This is a genomic window from Mesorhizobium sp. A556, from assembly GCF_054489545.1.
The window spans coordinates 813475-831784 of sequence record NZ_JBTMXA010000001.1; the positions used below are offsets into that span (position 1 = coordinate 813475).

The window sequence follows — 18310 nt, forward strand, 5'->3', positions numbered from 1 at the left end:
GCTGGACGAACAACGCACCGAGTGCTTAAATCCCGGACGATCAGGGTTAGGCAATGAAGCGCACAACGCCGCCGTCCACGCGGAGCGCGGCGCCGCTGGTCGCGGAAGCCTGTTCCGAGCAGATGTAGACGATCATATTGGCGACCTCGTCCGTGGTCGCGAAGCGCTGGATGAGAGTGGTCGGGCGAAGGGCCGCCAGGAAGCCCTGCTCGGCCTCCTCCTGTGTGACGCCGTTCGTTTCGGCCTGCTTCGCCAAGAAGTTGCCCATGATCTCGGACCTGGTGGGGCCTGGCAGGACGGCGTTGACGGTGACGCCCGTGCCCGCGACTGCTTCGGCCAGACCGCGCGAGACGGCGAGTTGCGCGGTCTTTGTCATGCCATAGTCCAGCATCTCCTTGGGAATGTTGACTGCGGACTCGCTGCTCACGAACGCGACACGACCCCAGCCCTTCGCCACCATGCGCGGGAGATAGTGACGCGACAGGCGAACGCCGCTCATCACGTTGAGCTGGAACAGACTGAGCCAATCCTCGTCGGGAATATTCGCGATGTCCTCGATGCCGTTATAGTCCCGGATGAATGCTGTGCCGACGTTGTTGACGAGGATGTCGGCATTTGGTGCCTGCGCGAGAAATGCGTCCGCGCCTGCGGCGGTTGAAAGATCGGCGGCGATGCCGGAGATGCCGCTCTCCGGAAACGCGTCGCGCATCTGACGCACCGCTTCATCAACTCGGGCCTGCGTGCGTCCGCTGATGACGACCGAAGCGCCGGCACGAGCCAACCCTTCCGCCGTCGCACGGCCGATGCCCGCGGTAGACCCCGTCACGATTGCCGTGCGGCCCTTCAGTTCAATGTTCATACTTTTCTTCCTCTACGTACGATTTCAAGATGCTGAATCTGCGGCTGGGAGTTTCAATGAACTCCCTCAGGTCTGGGAGAACTGACCTCCTCGGCAGGCGGATGGGTCACTGTCAGGGCTTTACGAACCGATAGGCATAGCGATCGGTCTTGCCCTTGATCGAGGGATCGAACACCTTGATCGAGTGCGGATCGTCCTTGTTTGCGAGCACGGTGCTTTCCGCGTCCATCACGAAGCCAGCCGCCTCGACCTCCGCGCGGACAAAGGCGGGGTCGATCCGATGCAGCGACTGGGTGTCGTTCGTGCCCGTGCCCGCAGCAGCCGCGTGGTCGACGATAACGTAGTACCCACCGGGTTTCAGTCGCTCGTAGACGGCTCGATTGAAGTCGGCCGCCGTCGCACCCTTCTTCTGGATCAGGGCGGTGTGGAGATCGTGGTAGAACAGGTGCAACCACACGACATCCGCTGGCTGCGTGGCCTCTGGCATTGCGACGAGGTCCGCCGAGACGGCTTCGACGTTCTCCCGGCCCGGCTCCTTCGCGAGCGTTTTCATTTGGCCGACCGGATCGTTCTTGAAGTCGGCGACTTCGGCCGGCACGAAGCTGGTGACCCGTCCTTCGGGTCCCACGATGTCGGAGAAGAGACGGGTCCAGTCGCCGTCGCCTGGGTAAACATCAATGACGGTGGAGCCAGCATCGACGCGTGCGAACCGGATCAACTCGGATAGCCTGGATTGATCGTACATCGGAATCTTCCTTACGGTTGGGTATTCGACGAGAGCGCGGGGCGGCGACCGACGGCTGATCCACCGCGTGCACCGACACGATGGCCGCACAGGGGCCAGCGCTAAGGAGGCCCGGAGGCGTTCTATTGCGAGGCCCGCGCTAGTGCCTGTGTATCCACGTACTCCCGAATGTTGGTCAATTTGCCGTGCCGGACCGTGATGGCGAAGATCCAGTCGTCCTCAAACGTCTTGTTCGTCGCTTTGATCCTTCCCCTGGCAAAGCCGACGACGAAGACCCGGTCTCCTTGCGCGATGAACTCGCGGGGCTCCGTGGACGTTTCTATCGAGGTGGATGCCGTCTCGAGCAGATCCGTCAGCCCGGCGTGACCGTGGCGCGTTCCGGCCAGCGGCCAGTCTTTGCCGGGGATGATCCACTCGATGTCTTCGGCAACCAGCGAAAGCAAGGCGTCCCTGTCGCCGCGGCCGATCGCGGCGAAGAAGGCTTTCACGGTCTGGACGTTTTTCTCGATGCTCATGGGAGTTTCTCCATTTTGAGCGCTCGTGGCTTCGCTCGCGAGCGTGTCTCTGCCGGGACGTCTCGCTCGTTAGTCGAACTTGACCAGGTCCTTGAAGATCAGGTGACCCCAAATATTTCCGTGCGCCTGGACCAGCAGCCCACCTTCCGAAAGGCCGCCGAGCTTGATCGGCGCAAAACCGAGGTTTTCCGCCAGCACACCAATCTCCGCTGCCGCATCGTCATCGTCGCTCGCCAGGAACACGACCCTGCGACCACCATGTACGGCCGGATCCTGATCAAGCACCGGGGCGACCACATGGTTGAAGCCCTTGACCAGCTTGCCGCCAGCGAAGGCCTGCGCCACGACCTTGGCGGAAGGCTGTCCTCCCAGTTTCTCAGGAGAGACGCCGTAGGCATTGGTGGCATCGACGATGGTCTTTCCCTGCCAGGTCGGCAGCGCCTTGGCGACATCCGGGTGCTGCTCGAAACGGACAGCCAGAAAGATGATGTCCGCCTTGACCGCGTCCGCCAGAGTTTTGGGAACGATCGTGGGTCCGATCGCGGCCGCTTCGGATGCAAAGCTTTCCGGATCGCGCGTGGTTGCAACGGATACTTCGATGCCTTTACGGGCAAATGCCTTGGCCAGGGCCTGGCCTACATTGCCAAAGCCGATGATTGCATAGCTCATTTTCTTCTCCTTGGTTTTTTTGGGCGGTCAAAGCTTGTAGCCACCGCTCGCCTCAATCGTCTGGCCGGTCACCCAGTGGCCGTCATCGGAAGCCAGGAACGCCACGACGGCGGCGATTTCCGAAGGCTCGCCAAAGCGTCCCAGCGCGATTTCGGCCTCGACCGCCTTTACGAGTTCGGGATCCTCTCGCATGGCAGAATTGCCGTCCGTGCGCGTGTAGCCCGGCGCCACGGCGTTCGCGGTAATTCCGCGCGGACCCAGCTCGGACGCGAGCGCATGGGTCAGGTTGTTGATGGCCGCTTTGGCCATCGAGTAGATCGGCGCGGCCGTCACGGGCTTCGTAGCGGCGGCGGAAGAGATGTTGATGATGCGTGCGCGATCGGCGAGACGGCTCATTGCGGCTTGAACGATGAAGAAGGGCGCCCGGGCGTAAACCGCGATCAGGGTATCCCAACTGTCTGGCGTCGCGTCTTTGAATCCAACATAGCCGGAATTGCCAGCGTTGTTGACCAAAATGTCGAGGGCTTTGCTTCCATTCCGTTTGGTGAACTCCTCGTCGAGTCTCTCGAACAAGGTGGGGATGGTCGCGGCGTCAACGAGGTCCGCATGGATCGCGAACGCAGTCCCTCCAGCTTTCTCGATGGCCGCGACCGCCTCGTCTGCGCCGGATTTACTAGCGTTATAGGTCAGCGCAACCGTCGCTCCATCCTTTGCAAGACGTTCGGCGATGGCGCGGCCAATGCCTCGCGACGCCCCGGTAACGAGAGCGGTTTTTCCTTTAAGAGGTCGTTTCATCTGATTTTCTCCGTGGATGTGTGCATAATCGGACTACTGGAGCGCTCAGTCGGCGAGCGCGTCAGATTTGCGCCAGTCCGCCGTCGACGGCGACCTCGCTGGCGGTCATGAAGCTGCTGTCGGGGGACGCGAGAAAGGCAGCCGCCGCCCCGAGTTCCGCTGGATCGGCCATGCGCTGGAGCGGATTCATCGAGGCGAAGACCTTCTGGCCTTCCTCGCCAAGCGCTGCCTTTGCGAGTTCGGTCGCCGTCGGTCCCGGCGACAACACGTTCACCCGGATGCCGGTGCCCTTCAGGTCCTCCGCCCAGGTCCGCGCGAGGTTGCGCACGGCCGCCTTGCTCGCGCTGTAGGCGCTAAATGCCGGGGCGCCCGTGGTGCCGGCGCTCGATCCGGTCAGGATGATCGAACCGCCCTGGCCCATCAGCGGCAGCGCCTTCTGGACCGTGAAGATCGTACCCTTCACATTGGTATCGAAGGTTTCGTCAATGTGCTCGGCGGTGATCTTGCCGAGCGGAAGCGGGCTTCCCGCTCCGGCATTGGCGAAGACGATGTCGAGGGTCCCGCGTTCGGCCTTGACCGCCGCGTAGAGTCGGTCGAGGTCGGCCAGATTGGAGACCGAGCCCTTTACCGCGCGGGCATTGGACCCAAGGTCCGCCACCGCCGCGTCGAGCGCTTCCTGGCGGCGACCGAAGATGAAGACGAAGGCGCCCTCCTCGATGAAGCGCTTTGCAGCGGCAAGGCCGATGCCGGTGGCGCCGCCGGTTATCACTGCGGTCTTTCCATTCAGTCTGTTCATGACTTATCCTTCCAAGCTTGCGGCTTTGGTCGTTCGGGATGACCCCGAGAACCTCAACTTAGGTCCGCCGCAGTCGGGCGGTTAGTGCGGAATGGCGCACATCGCTGGTGCAAAAACGATCCAGCTCCAGGATTCAAAGCCACGACAGTCGAGCGCACTGCGGCTCGGCGTGCTAGGCTGCGTTTCGGAAGGCGCGGCTGCCGGCGCGGAATGCACCATGATCGACTGGGATGACGTTCGCTACTTTCTTGCCGCAGCGCGTGGCGGCTCGGTCCGGGCCGCCGCCAAGCGCTTGGGGGTGAACCACGCGACGGTGCTGCGACGCATCGCCCAGCTCGAGGACCGCCTCGGGGCACAGATGTTCGAGAAGCTGCCCTCTGGCTACCGCCTGACGGCCGCGGGCGAGGAGGTGCTCGAGCTCGCGAACCAGATGGAAGCCTCGTCGAACCAGCTGGAGACCCGCGTCTTCGGGCGCGACCAGAGCGTGCGCGGCCTCCTGCGGGTGACGTTGACACCGATCCTTGCGACACACCTGCTCATGCCGGACTTCGCCGATTTCGCGCGTCTGCATCCGGACATCGAGATGGACATCCTGTCGTCCGGCGAGCTGGCAAACCTCACCAACCGAGAGGCCGACGTGGCGATCCGCGTCGTCTACGACCGCAAGACCCTGCCGCTCAATCTTCACGGCCTGAAGGGACCGGAGCTGTTCGGCGGCGTCTACATGTCTCGCGATCGACTGGCCGCGTGGCGTGCGGGCGCGCCTGATCCTATCCGGTGGATCGTCATAAGCATGCATGGCATTCCGGACTGGGCCAGCGAGGGTGAGGTGTGCACCACAGGCGTTCCCTTCAGGACGACGGACGCCGCAACGCAGATCGTTGCGGTACGGCAAGGCCTCGGGATCGCGACGCTGCCGTGCTTCGTCGGAGATGCCGATCCCCTGCTGGTGAGGGTGCCGGGCACCGACCTGCACCTGTACGGCACGCTCTGGCTTCTTACACAGGGGGAGACACGCAAGACGAAGCGCGTCCGGCTCCTCACGGAGTTCGTATCCCGCAGGCTCGCCACATACGCTCCGCTTCTCGCGGGGCTGTCGACGTCGCGAGACTGACGCGCAACTGGTACCGCGTCGGCGATGACTTCAATGCCGTTGTCGAGACCGTAGCAGCCATGCGTGACGACGGGCACGAGCGCCCTGTCCGAAAAATCGTGTTTCGGAAGGAATGACCGGCAACCGTCCCGGAGGCGCTTAACCAAAGGAGGACTGGACTGGCTGAACGTCAGCTTGCGTCAAAAGACTTCCCAGAGCTGTCAGGCAGCAATCCACCCAAGAACAGCTAGAACAGCAAAGTAATCCGAAGGCTGAAGCGGTCATCCGTGGGTGCGTCAGATGACCGCCCCGATGTCAAATTTCAGTTCGCTCTGCTAAGAGCAGTGCGTCTTCGACGTCTACGCCAAGGTACCGAACGGTGTTCTCGATCTTGGAATGCCCCAGCAGGATTTGGATGGCTCGGAGATTCCCTGTCGCCTTGTAAATCATCGATGCCTTCGTGCGACGCAGCGAGTGGGTGCCATACTCCTCCGGACGCAGACCGATCGCGGTCACCCATTCGTCAACCAGGCGGGCGTACTGCCTCCTTGGCCTTGATTGGCCATAGGAGAAACGGTATTTCGGCATTACCGCTCAGGGGCCGTGAGCGGACGGGCAGCTTCAGGTCTCGAATCTTCAGAAGAGGACATTCGAGTCGGCATGAGCATCGTCGTGACATGACCCGTTGCGGACACCGCACCTTATAAAGAATAGTTCTGCTCGTTCAAAGCGATCATCGGAGCCGCTACTCTGGGCTGCTGGATTTGACATGCGCTGACTTTGGCCAACAAAGCTGGTCCGCCGCAGTCCGCTCGTTCGCCTTGGCAGGATCGCCTTGCTGAAAGCGGGCAAGGATAGACCGCAAGCTGTAGCGGAATTATCGCCCGTCGTAGCCCAACCGGAAACCGATATGTGACGTGGTCGAGTTCGGCGACCGCCCCATGCGGGCCGCAATGCGATAACGGTGGCAATAGCTACGGTGGCACAGGAAGGAGCCACCCTTCAACAGCCTCTCCCCTTCTTGGCGGGCCATCGCATTCCGTGCCTTGCCGGCAGAGGCCAGGGATTTGACGCGAAACGGTTCGGCACACCATTCCCAGGTATTGCCGGCCATATTGTACAGACCATAGCCATTAGGCTCGAAAGCACTCGTTGGGGCCGTCCCCTCATACCCATCCGTTGCGAGGTTCTGGTCGGGAAAACTGCCCTGCCAGATGTTGCAATGGGGATTGTCCTCGGGCGAGTCCTCGTTGCCCCATGGGTAGACGACATCCTTGCCCCCTCGTGCCGCGAATTCCCATTCACCCTCCGTCAACAGACGTCCTCCGGCCCATCCCGCGAAAGCGACGGCGTCATTCCAACTGACATGCACGACAGGGTGATCCATGATTTTGTCTATCGATGACATCGGGCCGGCAGGCCGACTCCAGTTCGCGCCTTCGACCTTGTGCCACCAGGGAACCTCGGCCACCCGCTGGGTGGAGGCTCGCGTCATCGGATCGAGTGCATCCTTGAAGACGAAGGACCAGTTGTACACCTCCGCTTCGGTCCGGTAACTGGTTTGCTCGAGGAACGCCAGGAAGCGGACGTTGGTGACGGCGAAGCGATCGATACCGAAGGGCTGAACCCGGACGGAACGGTGCTCCTCCCCGCCGCCCTTGATGGTTGCCCTATGAGTTCCGCAATAGCTGCGCCCACCGCCCAGCCAGACGATGTGTTCCTCGTCTCGACCGCCGGACCGCCGGAAATCTCTAGATTGAGCCGTGTCACCAGGCACCGGGTTGTGGCGCGGTGCACAACAGGGGAAACCTTCCATACCGAATGCCTCCTGGCGATGGTAACAGTTGCTAGCTCAAGCCGCGTCGGACGCAGCCCCGTGACGGCTGCGACCTTGGGCAAAGGATAGTGTGCCATCGGAGGCACCCTCAGTCGCCGCTGAGATTGGTCTCGACGCCGAGGCATTGCAGCGCCTCCGTCATCTTGCGGGCGTAGCCCGGTCCCGCGCGGTCACGATCTTCCTTGGCGATGGGGATGATCTTCTGCACGCTTGCGGGACGCGGCGACATGACGACGATCATATCGCCGAGCAGGATCGCCTCGGACACGTCATGGGTAACGAAAAGCACGGTCGGCTTGTCGAGCTTGAGCAGCGATTTGAACTCGGCCTGCAGCTTGAGGCGTGTGAAGGCATCGACGCTGGCAAAAGGCTCATCCATCAACAGAAGCTTGGGGCGGAGCGCTAACGCCCGCGCGATGCCAACGCGCTGCGCCATGCCGCCGGACAGCTGTTTGGGATAGGCGTCGCCAAACCCGGACAGGCCGACCGTTTCCAGGACGTCGTCCGCTTGCTTTGCCGCTTCATGTCGAGCCATGCCGCGGGTGATCAGGCCGATCGCGACGTTTTTTCGGACGGTCAGCCATGGAAACAGACCCGGCTGCTGAAAGGCCATGCCAAGATCGGGATTGGTGCCGGGCTTGACTGGCTTGCCCCTCCAACGTGTGATTCCGGATGTCGGGTCCATCAGGCCGGCGGCAAGACTGAGCAACGTACTCTTGCCGCAACCGGAAGGGCCGACGACGCAGGCGACTTGCCCCGGCTCCACCGAGAAGCTGACATTCTTCAAAACCGGCGTCGTGCCGTTGGTGGCCACATAGGTGTGGGAAATTTCCTCGAAAGCCAGTCCGTCGGGTTGAGCCCGGAGTCCTTGCGGTGAGGCCGTTTCATCGGTCTTTGGGCTAATCGACGACAATGGGACCTCCTAGTAATTCAGCCAGGTGCCAGCGATGACGCCGACCAGCCAGCTTACGACTGCGCCGATGATGCCGATCACGATCATCCCCGCAATGACCGTAGATGTGTCGAGCGACATGGACGCGTTGGTGATCATGACGCCAAGGCCTGCGCTGGCGCCGATGTATTCAGCGGCGACGACGGCAATCCAGCCCACGGCCGCGGCCGCCTTCGCGCCGCTGGCTATGGCGGGCGCCGCCGCCCGCAGATGCACCTTGAGCGCAATCTCCCAGGGCCGCATTCCAAGCATCACGCCGACCCGCGTCAGCGTCGGCTCGACCGTGACAATGGCTCTCGCGGTCGTGACGATCATGACGAAGACGACGGCATAGGCAACCAGAACTACCTTGCCTGTAAGGCTGGTTCCGAACCAGAGCACGGTGAGCGGTATCCAGGCGAACGGCACGATGAAACGCATCGCCTCAATGACGGGACCGAGCACCAGGCGCACGTCCTGCCGCACGCCGATGAGGACGCCGATTGCGACCCCGAGAAGGCCGCCGATGATGTAGCCGAGAAAGAATTCTTTCAGGCTGATCTGAATATCATGCCAGAACCCGGAACTGCCGAGCAGTTTCCAGAGCGTGTTCATCACCTCCAGGGGCGTCGGCAGCACGATGCGCGCCAGTCCGTAGTAAGCAATGGTGCTCTGCCAGATGGCAAGCACGATGGCGGCACCGATCACAGGCAGGGCAATACGGTCGAGGACCTGCATCCTGCTCATTCGGCCCTCCAGGGAATAAGCCTGGTCTCCAGGGCGGTGAAGACGGCGTTCATGATGAAGCCCGCGATGCCGAAGCAGACCATCGTCGCCATGACTGCCGCCACATCATAGCTTTGTTGCACGGCAATCAAGTGAGCCCCCAGGCCGAAATCGGCCGCAACCAGTTCGGCTACGATCACCGTGCCCCAGCCGGACATCAGCGCCACGCGCGCACCGATCAGAATCTCCGTCAACGCTCCCGGAAGAACCAACGCGCGGAACCGCTGCATCCGTGTCATGCCGAGCATCGACGCCGTTCGCTCCAGATCGCTAGGAATACGGCGCGAGCCGTCGATCGCATAGACGATCACCACCAGAAAGACGGCCAAGCCGACGAGGAAAATCTTGCTGGTGAACCCGAAGCCGAACCAGACGACGGCGAGCGGCACCCAAGCAATGCTGGAGACGGGCCGCAACGCCTCGATCACCGATTCGAACAGGCCCGCGAAAATGCGAGAGCGTCCGATCAATATACCGGAGACGGCCGCAGCAACGCAGCCTGTGACCCAGCCGGCCAGGAAAACCTCAAGGCTTGCAGCAAGGTCACGCCACAGATCGGCGCCAGCATATTCGAACAGTTCGGAGGCGACGGCGGCGGGCGTGGGAAGCCGGCTGATTACCCCTCCTCCCCCACGCAGCCAGAACGCCATGAGAGTCCAGAAGACTAGCAGGCCGGCCATGCCGACGGCGCCCAGAAGTAGCGGCCTTAGAAAAGTCAGCCGCATGCGTGCGCCATCGGTTGCCGAGCTTGCCATTGTCGATGTCCCGTGGAAGCAAGTCGTCAGCGGGCTTTCGCGACCTCGCTCGCCAGATCGACATTATTGAATGTCTTGGCGTATGCGGGAAGGTCAACACCCTCGGGAGCGAAGCCGAGCTCCTGCGCAACCTGCACCGTTTCGACGATTCCGTCCATGTCGGGAACATAGGATTCGGCAACACCGATCAGATTATTCTCGAACGAGTAGCGCACCGCTTCTTCATCAACCTTGGCGAACTCGGCCATCAGCTTGTAGGCCTCATCGGGATTGGACTTGATGTAGTCGGTTGCCGCCGCCTGCGCGGCAAGCACGTCCTTCACCGCCTGCGGATTAGCCTTTATGATGGCTGTGCTTGCAATGAAGCCGTCGCCGGGTGCGGCGCGGCCGATTGCGTCGGAACCGGTAAAGAGAACACGGCCGATCTTCTTCAGCACCATGTCGGAAACATAGGGAACGTAACCCGCGACGACCTCCGCGCCACCGGAATCCAGTACACCGATCATTCCCGGGCCCGTGCCAGATACGAAATATTCATTCGCGTCTGGATCCACCCCCGCTTTCTTGAGCGCGATCTTGAAGAACAGGGTGGAAGCCGTTTTCGGGCCGCTGACGACCACCTTCTTGTTCTGGATATCGGCGGCCGACTTGATCGGGCTATCTGTGGCCACGACGGTCACGTTTGCGTTGACGAAGGACTGGCCGACGAATTGTGCGGACTCCGGCGACTGGGAGAAAATGACAACGGCCGAGACACTGTTGCCCCAGCTCATGTCCAGCCGTCCTGCGGCAAGCGCGCTGGCGGCTCCGGGAAGGCCCTGGCTGATCGGCACCCAATTTACAGTATAGCCCTTCTCTTCGAGCTGTTTCTGCGCCTGCATGATCGGCACCGGCGAGACGACGGGGAAAAAGCCAATATTGAGCGTCTTCCCAGCAGACTGGGCATGTCCTGGACCCGCGCCGGCAATAGCGGCTGCCGCCGCGGCTCCAGCGAGCAGTACTCGACGATTGATCTTCATATTCACCTCCCTGGTTCGCGGCACGAGCCGCCTTGAGTCCGGTGTGCCGGATGAGCGGTCCTGCCAATCTCCTCCGGCATCCCGTCTGCATACCCTTGCAGCAAATGTGAGGCGAGAATGTTCGCGACTTTACAATCTTGCCGTTGCGCCGCGATTGACCGACATGGGCGACCAAATCCAAACTACTCCAGGCCGAATTGCGGCTGCAGGAGCAAGCATGGCTAGCAGAGACCCCCGTCGCCCCAATATCCTCTACATCGTCAGCGACGATCAGGGCGCGTGGGCATTGGGTTGCGCCGGCAACAGCGAAATCAAGACGCCGATGCTCGACCGCCTGGCGTCTGCTGGCATCCGCTTCGAGAACTTCTTCTGCACGTCGCCAGTATGTTCGCCCGCGCGCGCATCGATGTTGACGGGTGACATTCCTTCTCGGCATGGCGTACAGGATTGGATCCGGGTTGGCAGTATGGGTGACAGCCGGATCGATTACCTGGCGGGCCAGCGTTTGCTGACCGACGTCTTCGCAGACAACGGCTATCGGTGTGGGCTGATCGGAAAGTGGCATCTGGGCGCGAGCGACCGGCCGCGCGCGAATTTCGTCAAATGGCTCGCCCACCAATCCGGCATGGGGCCGTACTACGATGCGCCGATGGTGGACGAGGATCATCCTATCACCATGCCTGGCTATATCACCGAAGAATTGGGCACGCGTGCGGCCACGTTCATAGCTGACGAAGCGAGACGACCAGAACCCTTCTGGCTCAGCCTGAACTTCACTGCACCGCACTATCCATGGATCGATTCGCATCCGAAGGAATTTACTGACCTCTATGAGGACTGTGCCTTCCTGTCCTGCCCGGACGAACCGCCGCATCCCGACTTCGCCGGCGGTGCGGCCGCCGTCGGCAAGGGCCAGGAACAGCGCCGCGAGAGCCTGATCGGCTACTTTGCCTCCGTGACAGCGATGGACGCGGCGATAGGCAATGTGATCGCCGAGATCGAGCGCCAGGGGCTGACGGAATCGACACTCGTGATCTTCATGGGCGACAATGGCATGAATTGCGGCCATCACGGCATCTGGGGCAAGGGCAACGGCACACGTCCGCAGAACATGTACGACACCTCGATCAAGGTTCCGTGCATCATCGCCCAGCCCGGCCGCATCCCGGGCGGGCTTGTCAGTGACGACATGCTGAGCGGCTATGACGTCTTCCCGACGCTGCTCGATTATGTGGGTTTGAGCGAGCAGCCAACCCACAAGAAGCCGGGCCGCAGCTTCGAGCCGCTGCTGGTGGGAGGCTCGCTGCCCGACACCGGTGGGGTGGTGGTCTACGACGAGTACGGCCCCGTGCGGATGGTGCGCACCAGGGATTGGAAATATGTCCACCGCTATCCGGATGGCCCGCACGAACTGTTCGACCTTATCAACGATCCGGAAGAACGGGTGAACCGCATAGACGTACCGGCCTTGGACAATCGTCTTGGCGCGTTGCGTGAACAACTCTTCGCCTGGTTCAAGAACTATGTCGATCCACGGCGCGATGCTTCGACCAAGGGCGTGACTGGCTGCGGTCAGCTCGGGCGGCCTGAGGATGCCACGGCGGAACACCCAATGTTTGCCGACAAGCATCTGAACGGCGCCGATTGGGATCTCTGGCTGGCAGACGGCAACCCTGTCCCTCAGGCGCCGGAATAGGCGTCTCAGAAATAGAAATAATCGCTCTGGCCGGATAGCTTCATTATCCGGCCGAGGTCCTTGATATGGATGTATCCATATGAGGCCTCTATGATCCGGTCGAACTCGAGCTCCTGAAGTTTCTTGTTCACCGTCGGGCGCGTGCAGCCCAGCATCTTGGCCAGCATCTCCTGTGTGATGTGGACTTCGTCGGGATGGGCTCCTGAACCCGCATTGCCGCGAAGGCTGAGAAGCAATCGCGCCAGCCTGACATCGATCGGCTGGAGCGCGCGATCCTCCAGCACCTTGTTGGCCATGCGCAGCCGATGGCAGAGGATTTCCATCAAGCATCGGCTGAAGTCCGCATGCGCCTCCATGCAGGCAAGCGTGGTCCGCCGGTCGATAGTGAGAATTGTGGTGTCGCCATGCGCATAAACATCGTTGGCATTGTGTACACCGTCGATGGTCGATACGAGGCCCCAAATGTCTCCCTTCTTCATGATAGAGAAAACATATTCCTTGCCTTCCGCCGTGAAGGTGGTCGAGCGCAGCCCCCCTTCCACGATGATGGCGATGCCGCTCGCCCGCTCGGTGCGTGAAACCCATAGCTCCCCATGAGCCAGACGGCGAACGATGGCCTTGGCCGACAGAACATCCAGCGTTTCAGGTGAAAGCGCCTGCAACGAAGGGTTCGAACCGATTAGTGCTTGATTGACCGACATAATGGTCCCGCTACCCTGTTCTCGATCTTGGTATGGCCGAGGATCTGTACAGCGCGCAGATTGCCAGTCGGCTTGTAGATCATTGATGCTTTCGTTCGTCGCAGCAAGTGGGTGCCATACTCCGCTCGTCGCAGACCAATCGCAGTTACCCATTCATCGACAAGGCGGGCGTACTGCCTCGTGCTCATGTGGTGTGCGTGGTTGATCCGCCTCGGGAATGCATGGTCATGGACTGTGCCGCCTCGCCTCTCGAGCCAGACCAAGAGACTGGCCCGTACATCGCTGATCAACTCGAACTGTACCGGGCGACCTGTCTTCTGCTGAATGACAATCGCACGCGTGCGTATTTCCGGCCCAGCGAAAGGGCGCGTTCGTGACCATGCTCTTTTCGATCTGGCGATCGACAGCAAGCTACGCGGCCGCGACTTGGTCAAGATCAGGATTGGCACGATCGAGGAAGAAGCGAATCGCCCAGATTTGTTTTTGTGTGAAAGGCCGCTTCGTGCCAACCGTCTTTCCAGCTTTCCAAGCAGCGCGGCCCTGAATGGCAGTATCATATTGACAGTAGCCCATTCAGTTCTCCTTGACCTTGATTGGCCAATGGAGAAACGAATAACGCCCGAGCTACAGCTCCGGGGCCGTCTGCTGCCTGTCCGATTTCGGGCCAAGAAACTGGATAAGCTGAACTTTACACAGCAAGACAGCGATAGCGGCACGCGGCCTCTTGTCGACCATAAAAGTGCCCCTAACGCTTTCCCGACAGCAAACATCTCCAGAAGCGGACCAAGCGCTTCCTGAGGGCGGCGCATGGGGACACGGTTTCTGTGCCTGGAGCAGAAGCGCGTGCCCATCGGATCTGGTTTCGAATTCGGCCGCCCAGTCCAGATCCGGATCGGCTGAGTGACCTTGTTTGGTCCCGCGGCTCAGGCAGCCAACGCTGCGGCTTCGGGGGACGAGCCGATCGAGGCGTTTCTGTCGGCGGAAGTCGGTGACTTGAAACGAGCCATGTCCCGAACCGGAGGCAGGCCGAACATGCGCGCATACTCGCGGCTGAACTGAGACGCACTTTCATATCCGACGGAGAAGGCAATAGAGGCTGCGTCGCGACGCTCAAACAGCAGCAGTCGCCGCGCCTGCAGAAGTCGAAGCTTCTTCTGATATTGGATAGGCGTCATCGCGGTGATCGCCTTGAAGTGGCGATAGAAAGCAGCGACGCTCATTCCCGTCATCGCCGCGAGAGGCTCGACGCGAAAAGGTTCGGTGTAGTGTTCACGGATCCAGTCGATGGCACGACGAACCTGGGACAATCGGCTGTCCGTACGCGCAATCTGCCGGAGCATGTCCCCCTGCGGCCCCTGCAGGACTCGGAAGAGAATTTCGCGCTCGAACATCGGTGCCAGCATCGCGGTCTCGTCCGGGCGGTCCACCAGTCGCATCATGCGAAGCCAGGCATCGACTAGTTCCGGCGTGGCGGCGGAAACCAAAAAGTCTGGGGCCTGCTGCTGCGAGCTTGCCTGGTTGTGATCTGCCAGCATCGCGGCGATGACGGCAGGGTCCAGGGTCAGGCTCAACGCGAGATAAGGACGTCCCGATCTTTCCGAGCGTATCTGGCCGATGGCTGGAATATCGACCGGAACGACGAAATACGTCGCCGGCTCGAACTGCAGGACGTGGTCGCCGATCGACAGGCTCTTTGAACCCTGCAGGACCAGATGGAGCATCGGCTCATAGACCTGATCCGAGCAGGCTTCACTGCGAACCATTGCCACACGAGGAATCCCGGTTGCAGTCCATTTGTCGCCGGCGCGCATCACGAGGCTGCGCAGTTCGTCCATCGCGTTTTCCATATCGCGATTATGGCGACAAACCTCCCGCGCCACAAGCGAGTGAGAAGAATAGGCAAGGATAAGAGAGGAACCGGCACACGGGCGGCGGCGCGATAACCCACATCTGAAGATGTCGATGAGGCCGGGTGGCTTCGGGACGCAAGCCATCGAGTGAGGTTATCAAATGAAGCTAAGTGGAAAAATCGCCGTCGTGACGGGGGCATCGAGCGGCATCGGCGCGGGCATAGCGAGGGCGCTCGGCGCGGAGGGTGCGACCGTCGTCGTGAACTATGCCAGCAGCAAGAAAGGTGCGGATAAAGTCGTCGCGTCGATCGAGGCCGCAGGCGGGAGGGCCGTGGCCATACAGGCGGACATGAGCAGGTCGGCGGATGTCGTTCGCCTGTTCGAGAAAGTGAAAGCTGATCACGGCAAAGTGGACGTGCTGGTGAACAATGCGGGCATCGCAGTTTTCGAGATGGTCGCTGACCTGACCGAAGAGGCTTTCCACAAGCAGTTCAACATCAACGTGCTCGGGTATTTTCTGGCTATCCGGGAAGCGCTGAAACTCTTCGGCGATGGCGGGGGCAGCATCATCAACATCAGTTCCATCCTGAGCACTGATCCGTATCTCGCCTCCAGCGTCTACGCCGCGACGAAGGGCGCGGTCGATACGATGACATTCGCGCTCGCCCGCGAACTAGGACCGCTCCGCATCCGGGTGAACTCCATCCTTCCCGGCCATACCAATACGCCTGCGACAGACGGCAATTTCGCGGGCGAACTCGGCGAGAAGCTGATCGCGGGCACGCCGCTCGGGCGCTTCGGCGAACCCGAGGACATTGCACCTGTTGCGGTCTTTCTGGCTTCGGATGACGCGCATTGGGTAACGGGCGAGTCCATCCGGGCTGCTGGCGGCGTACGCGGCGTCGGATACTGAACCGAGCCAATCAAATCCAACGACACGGAGAATGACAATGTCTCACAGACTCGACGGCAGGATTGCCGTCATCACCGGTGCCACGAGCGGCATCGGCCTTGCGACCGCCAAGCTTTTCGCCGCCGAGGGCGCGCATGTCTTCATCACCGGACGTCGTAAAGACGCTCTGAAGGCCGCGGAGGTTGAGATCGGTGGCAAGGTGACAGGTGTCCTCGCCGACTCGACAAGCAATGCCGACCTTGATCGCCTTATCGATCAGGTCAAGGCGGAAGCGGGCCGCATCGACGTCCTGTTCACCAACGCTGGTGGAGGATCCATGCTGCCACTGGACCAGATCACCGAAGAGCAGATCGACGACACGTTCGCCCGGATGTAAAGAGCGTGATCTTCACGGTCCAGAAGGCCTTGCCCCTTCTTGCAAAGGGCGCGTCGATAATCCTGGCTGGTTCCAGCGCCAGCATCGAGGGCGCGGCGGCGTTCAGCGTTTACTCGGCATCCAAGGCTGCCGTACGGAATCTGGCCCGTAGCTGGGTGCTCGATCTGAAGGAGGCTGGCGTGCGTGTGAACGTGCTGAGTCCAGGACCGATCCGTACGCCGTTCCTCCTCGACTTTGCAGGCGATGACCCGGCCCAGCAGCAGGGTATGCTCGACTATCTCGGAACCCGTATCCCGCTCGGTCGGGTCGGCGAACCAGAGGAGATTGCGAAGGTGGCGCTGTTCCTCGCATCGGACGACTCGTGCTTCGTCAACGGCGCGGAGATATTCGCAGACGGCGGCCAGGCACAGGTCTGATTAGCTCGGCCGCAGCGGACGCCGATTCTTAACGGCGTCCGCTCGATCCTCTTGAAGAAAAAGGAAAACGACCTTGACCAACTTCAACCGTCGGCTGGACGGAAGGCGGTAACTTCGGCTGCCTCGGTCATTGGTTCACTATTAGCGTATCGCGGTGAGCCGGATTAGGTGTCGACGATCGTGGTGTCGGCGATCGTCTCGGCGAAGCCGTTTCCGAACAGTCCGGCGGGCGTCTGGAACCCCGGACGCGCCTCGCCTGCCAGCACCCGGCGACCTGCCTCGGCCGCAGCCATTGCTGTGAAAGTATATCCATTCACGGTGTCGAGACCCGAACGGAAGACCGTCCCCTGTGCGTCCTCCACCTCGACGACCGCCTGATATCGGTTCGCCACTCGCTCCCGCTCGGTCGGACCGTCGGGGAGCGCAGAAAGATCACCCTGCGGAAAACCGTCTCCCGTGACATGGACGAAGGTCTCGATATTGGGGACATTCGTCGCCTTCCAGATCGTGATGAGGTCCGGCAGCGTCACCGGGAAGCAATCGATCTCACCCTTGCCGAAGTCGAACTGAATGTCGTTGGCTGCCTTGCTGACCAGTCTACCGTCGACCCGCTGGAAGGTTTCGACTGCGAGATTTTCGGCTGCGCTGACCGCTGATCCTCGTGACATGCCGCCTGCGACATGCAGGGCGATCCTGATCTTCCGAGGATTCGTTGCCCTTCGAACGGTATGTCCTGCAAGGCAGCCCAGCATCGCCACGCTGCCACCGCCGCCGGGCAGGAGCATGACGCCCGCCGCCTTCGCATCGTCGTCGTGCGCTTCGGCAAGGCGGTAGCTGTCGAGTTCGGCCGCGGTGTCGAGATAGTGCACGCCATTACGGATGGAAGCTACCATCAGCGGTTCTGCCGTCCGCATGAAGGGACCCGCACAGTTCAAAATGACGGCAATATCCGCCAAAGCCTGATCGATCGCCACGGCGTCATCAAGTGCGAAGACCCGGTACTCAGCACCGAGTTTGAAGGCGAGCGGGGCAAGAGCTACTTCACTGCGTCCTGCAAGGACCAAAGGGGTTCCAGCAGCACTTGCATGTTCGGCCGCCATGCGACCAGTGTAGCCCGTCGCTCCATAGATCAGCAGTTTTTTCATGTCAGTGCTGCCATTCCTTGTAGACGAATTCGAGGCTGTAGCCGTCGGGGTCGCGAACCTGAGCCGCGTAGTAACGGCGGTCGTAGTGAAGCTGCGGTCCCGGGGGATGGATTTCCGTCGCACCGGCAGCCATAGCGGCGGCATAGGCTGCGTCGACTTCCAGCTTGCCACCGGCGACGAAGCCGACATGCGCGGCGCGGCCTTCAACCACGCCTTCGCGAAGCCAGAAGAATACCCGGCCGTTCGCTCCGAAACCCTTGAGGTCGGGGTGGCCTGGAGGACCGTCTTTGCCGTCGTAGTCGACCGCATGATTGATGCCGAGTGGCGCAAGGGCCTTCTCGTAGAAGGCGATCGAGCGGTCGATGTCGCTGACCGATATAAAAACGTGGTCGAGCATTGTGCTCTCCTGTTCT

The 18310-nt window shown here is 61.3% G+C and carries 18 protein-coding genes and 3 pseudogenes; 4 read left to right on the forward strand and 17 right to left on the reverse strand.

The features are described from left to right. Positions 1–46 precede the first annotated feature (46 nt). From ACX3P0_RS04100 to ACX3P0_RS04125, 6 genes are all read right to left on the reverse strand, one after another. A complete protein-coding gene (locus ACX3P0_RS04100) occupies positions 47–859 on the reverse strand; it encodes an SDR family NAD(P)-dependent oxidoreductase (protein WP_459081609.1) in 813 nt (270 codons plus the stop codon). A 112-nt stretch (positions 860–971) separates the two neighbouring features. Then, the gene (locus ACX3P0_RS04105) at positions 972–1604 is read right to left on the reverse strand and encodes a class I SAM-dependent methyltransferase (RefSeq protein WP_459086720.1); all 633 of its coding nucleotides are present in this window, start codon (positions 1602–1604) and stop codon (positions 972–974) included. Between the two features lie 122 nt (positions 1605–1726). After that, positions 1727–2119 carry a nuclear transport factor 2 family protein gene (locus tag ACX3P0_RS04110; RefSeq protein WP_459081611.1) on the reverse strand — a complete coding sequence of 131 codons (393 nt, stop codon included), beginning with the start codon at positions 2117–2119 and terminating at the stop codon, positions 1727–1729. Positions 2120–2188: 69 nt separating this feature from the next. Further along, the gene (locus ACX3P0_RS04115) at positions 2189–2788 is read right to left on the reverse strand and encodes an NADPH-dependent F420 reductase (protein ID WP_459081612.1); all 600 of its coding nucleotides are present in this window, start codon (positions 2786–2788) and stop codon (positions 2189–2191) included. Between the two features lie 27 nt (positions 2789–2815). Further along, on the reverse strand, positions 2816–3583 hold the full coding sequence (locus ACX3P0_RS04120) for an SDR family NAD(P)-dependent oxidoreductase (protein ID WP_459081613.1): 768 nt from the start codon (positions 3581–3583) through the stop codon (positions 2816–2818). Between the two features lie 61 nt (positions 3584–3644). Beyond that, positions 3645–4379, reverse strand: coding sequence for an SDR family NAD(P)-dependent oxidoreductase (locus tag ACX3P0_RS04125; protein ID WP_459086722.1), 735 nt, complete (start codon positions 4377–4379; stop codon positions 3645–3647). Between the two features lie 217 nt (positions 4380–4596). On the opposite strand from ACX3P0_RS04125, the gene ACX3P0_RS04130 reads away from it, so the two are divergent. Next, positions 4597–5493: a LysR family transcriptional regulator gene (locus ACX3P0_RS04130; protein ID WP_459086871.1), complete on the forward strand. Its 897-nt coding sequence runs from the start codon at positions 4597–4599 to the stop codon at positions 5491–5493. Between the two features lie 294 nt (positions 5494–5787). Here the strand turns inward: ACX3P0_RS04130 and ACX3P0_RS04135 are convergent. The 6 genes and pseudogenes from ACX3P0_RS04135 to ACX3P0_RS04160 all read right to left on the reverse strand — a co-directional run. Continuing rightward, positions 5788–6018: pseudogene (locus ACX3P0_RS04135) on the reverse strand (tyrosine-type recombinase/integrase); the annotation flags it as partial. Positions 6019–6349: 331 nt separating this feature from the next. Further along, positions 6350–7288 carry a formylglycine-generating enzyme family protein gene (locus ACX3P0_RS04140; protein ID WP_459086724.1) on the reverse strand — a complete coding sequence of 313 codons (939 nt, stop codon included), beginning with the start codon at positions 7286–7288 and terminating at the stop codon, positions 6350–6352. 109 nt (positions 7289–7397) lie between these two features. Then, the gene (locus tag ACX3P0_RS04145; protein ID WP_459086726.1) at positions 7398–8222 is read right to left on the reverse strand and encodes an ABC transporter ATP-binding protein; all 825 of its coding nucleotides are present in this window, start codon (positions 8220–8222) and stop codon (positions 7398–7400) included. A gap of 9 nt (positions 8223–8231) precedes the next feature. Further along, the gene (locus tag ACX3P0_RS04150; RefSeq protein WP_459086728.1) at positions 8232–8987 is read right to left on the reverse strand and encodes an ABC transporter permease; all 756 of its coding nucleotides are present in this window, start codon (positions 8985–8987) and stop codon (positions 8232–8234) included. Then, complete coding sequence (locus tag ACX3P0_RS04155) at positions 8984–9706, reverse strand: ABC transporter permease (protein WP_459086730.1); 723 nt, start codon at positions 9704–9706, stop codon at positions 8984–8986. The genes ACX3P0_RS04150 and ACX3P0_RS04155 overlap by 4 nt, the downstream gene beginning before the upstream one ends. 101 nt (positions 9707–9807) lie before the next feature. After that, a complete protein-coding gene (locus tag ACX3P0_RS04160) occupies positions 9808–10800 on the reverse strand; it encodes an ABC transporter substrate-binding protein (protein ID WP_459086731.1) in 993 nt (330 codons plus the stop codon). A gap of 217 nt (positions 10801–11017) precedes the next feature. On the opposite strand from ACX3P0_RS04160, the gene ACX3P0_RS04165 reads away from it, so the two are divergent. Continuing rightward, positions 11018–12496 (forward strand): sulfatase-like hydrolase/transferase, encoded by a 1479-nt coding sequence (locus tag ACX3P0_RS04165; RefSeq protein ID WP_459086733.1) that lies wholly within the window; start codon positions 11018–11020, stop codon positions 12494–12496. 5 nt (positions 12497–12501) lie between these two features. Here the strand turns inward: ACX3P0_RS04165 and ACX3P0_RS04170 are convergent, their stop codons facing one another. The 3 genes and pseudogenes from ACX3P0_RS04170 to ACX3P0_RS04180 form a co-directional block, all read right to left on the reverse strand. Then, complete coding sequence (locus tag ACX3P0_RS04170; RefSeq protein WP_459086735.1) at positions 12502–13197, reverse strand: Crp/Fnr family transcriptional regulator; 696 nt, start codon at positions 13195–13197, stop codon at positions 12502–12504. Continuing rightward, positions 13176–13770, reverse strand: a pseudogene (locus tag ACX3P0_RS04175) (tyrosine-type recombinase/integrase). Before ACX3P0_RS04175 ends, ACX3P0_RS04170 begins: the two are co-directional and overlap by 22 nt. A gap of 350 nt (positions 13771–14120) precedes the next feature. Next, on the reverse strand, positions 14121–15044 hold the full coding sequence (locus ACX3P0_RS04180; RefSeq protein ID WP_459086737.1) for an AraC family transcriptional regulator: 924 nt from the start codon (positions 15042–15044) through the stop codon (positions 14121–14123). A 163-nt stretch (positions 15045–15207) separates the two neighbouring features. On the opposite strand from ACX3P0_RS04180, the gene ACX3P0_RS04185 reads away from it, so the two are divergent. Next, complete coding sequence (locus ACX3P0_RS04185; protein WP_459086739.1) at positions 15208–15960, forward strand: SDR family NAD(P)-dependent oxidoreductase; 753 nt, start codon at positions 15208–15210, stop codon at positions 15958–15960. Positions 15961–15997: 37 nt separating this feature from the next. Then, positions 15998–16752, forward strand: a pseudogene (locus tag ACX3P0_RS04190) (SDR family oxidoreductase). 164 nt (positions 16753–16916) lie between these two features. Here ACX3P0_RS04190 and ACX3P0_RS04195 read toward each other — a convergent pair. Next, a complete protein-coding gene (locus ACX3P0_RS04195; protein ID WP_459086740.1) occupies positions 16917–17897 on the reverse strand; it encodes a saccharopine dehydrogenase family protein in 981 nt (326 codons plus the stop codon). Position 17898: 1 nt separating this feature from the next. Then, positions 17899–18294 carry a VOC family protein gene (locus ACX3P0_RS04200; RefSeq protein WP_459086741.1) on the reverse strand — a complete coding sequence of 132 codons (396 nt, stop codon included), beginning with the start codon at positions 18292–18294 and terminating at the stop codon, positions 17899–17901. Positions 18295–18310: the final 16 nt, after the last annotated feature.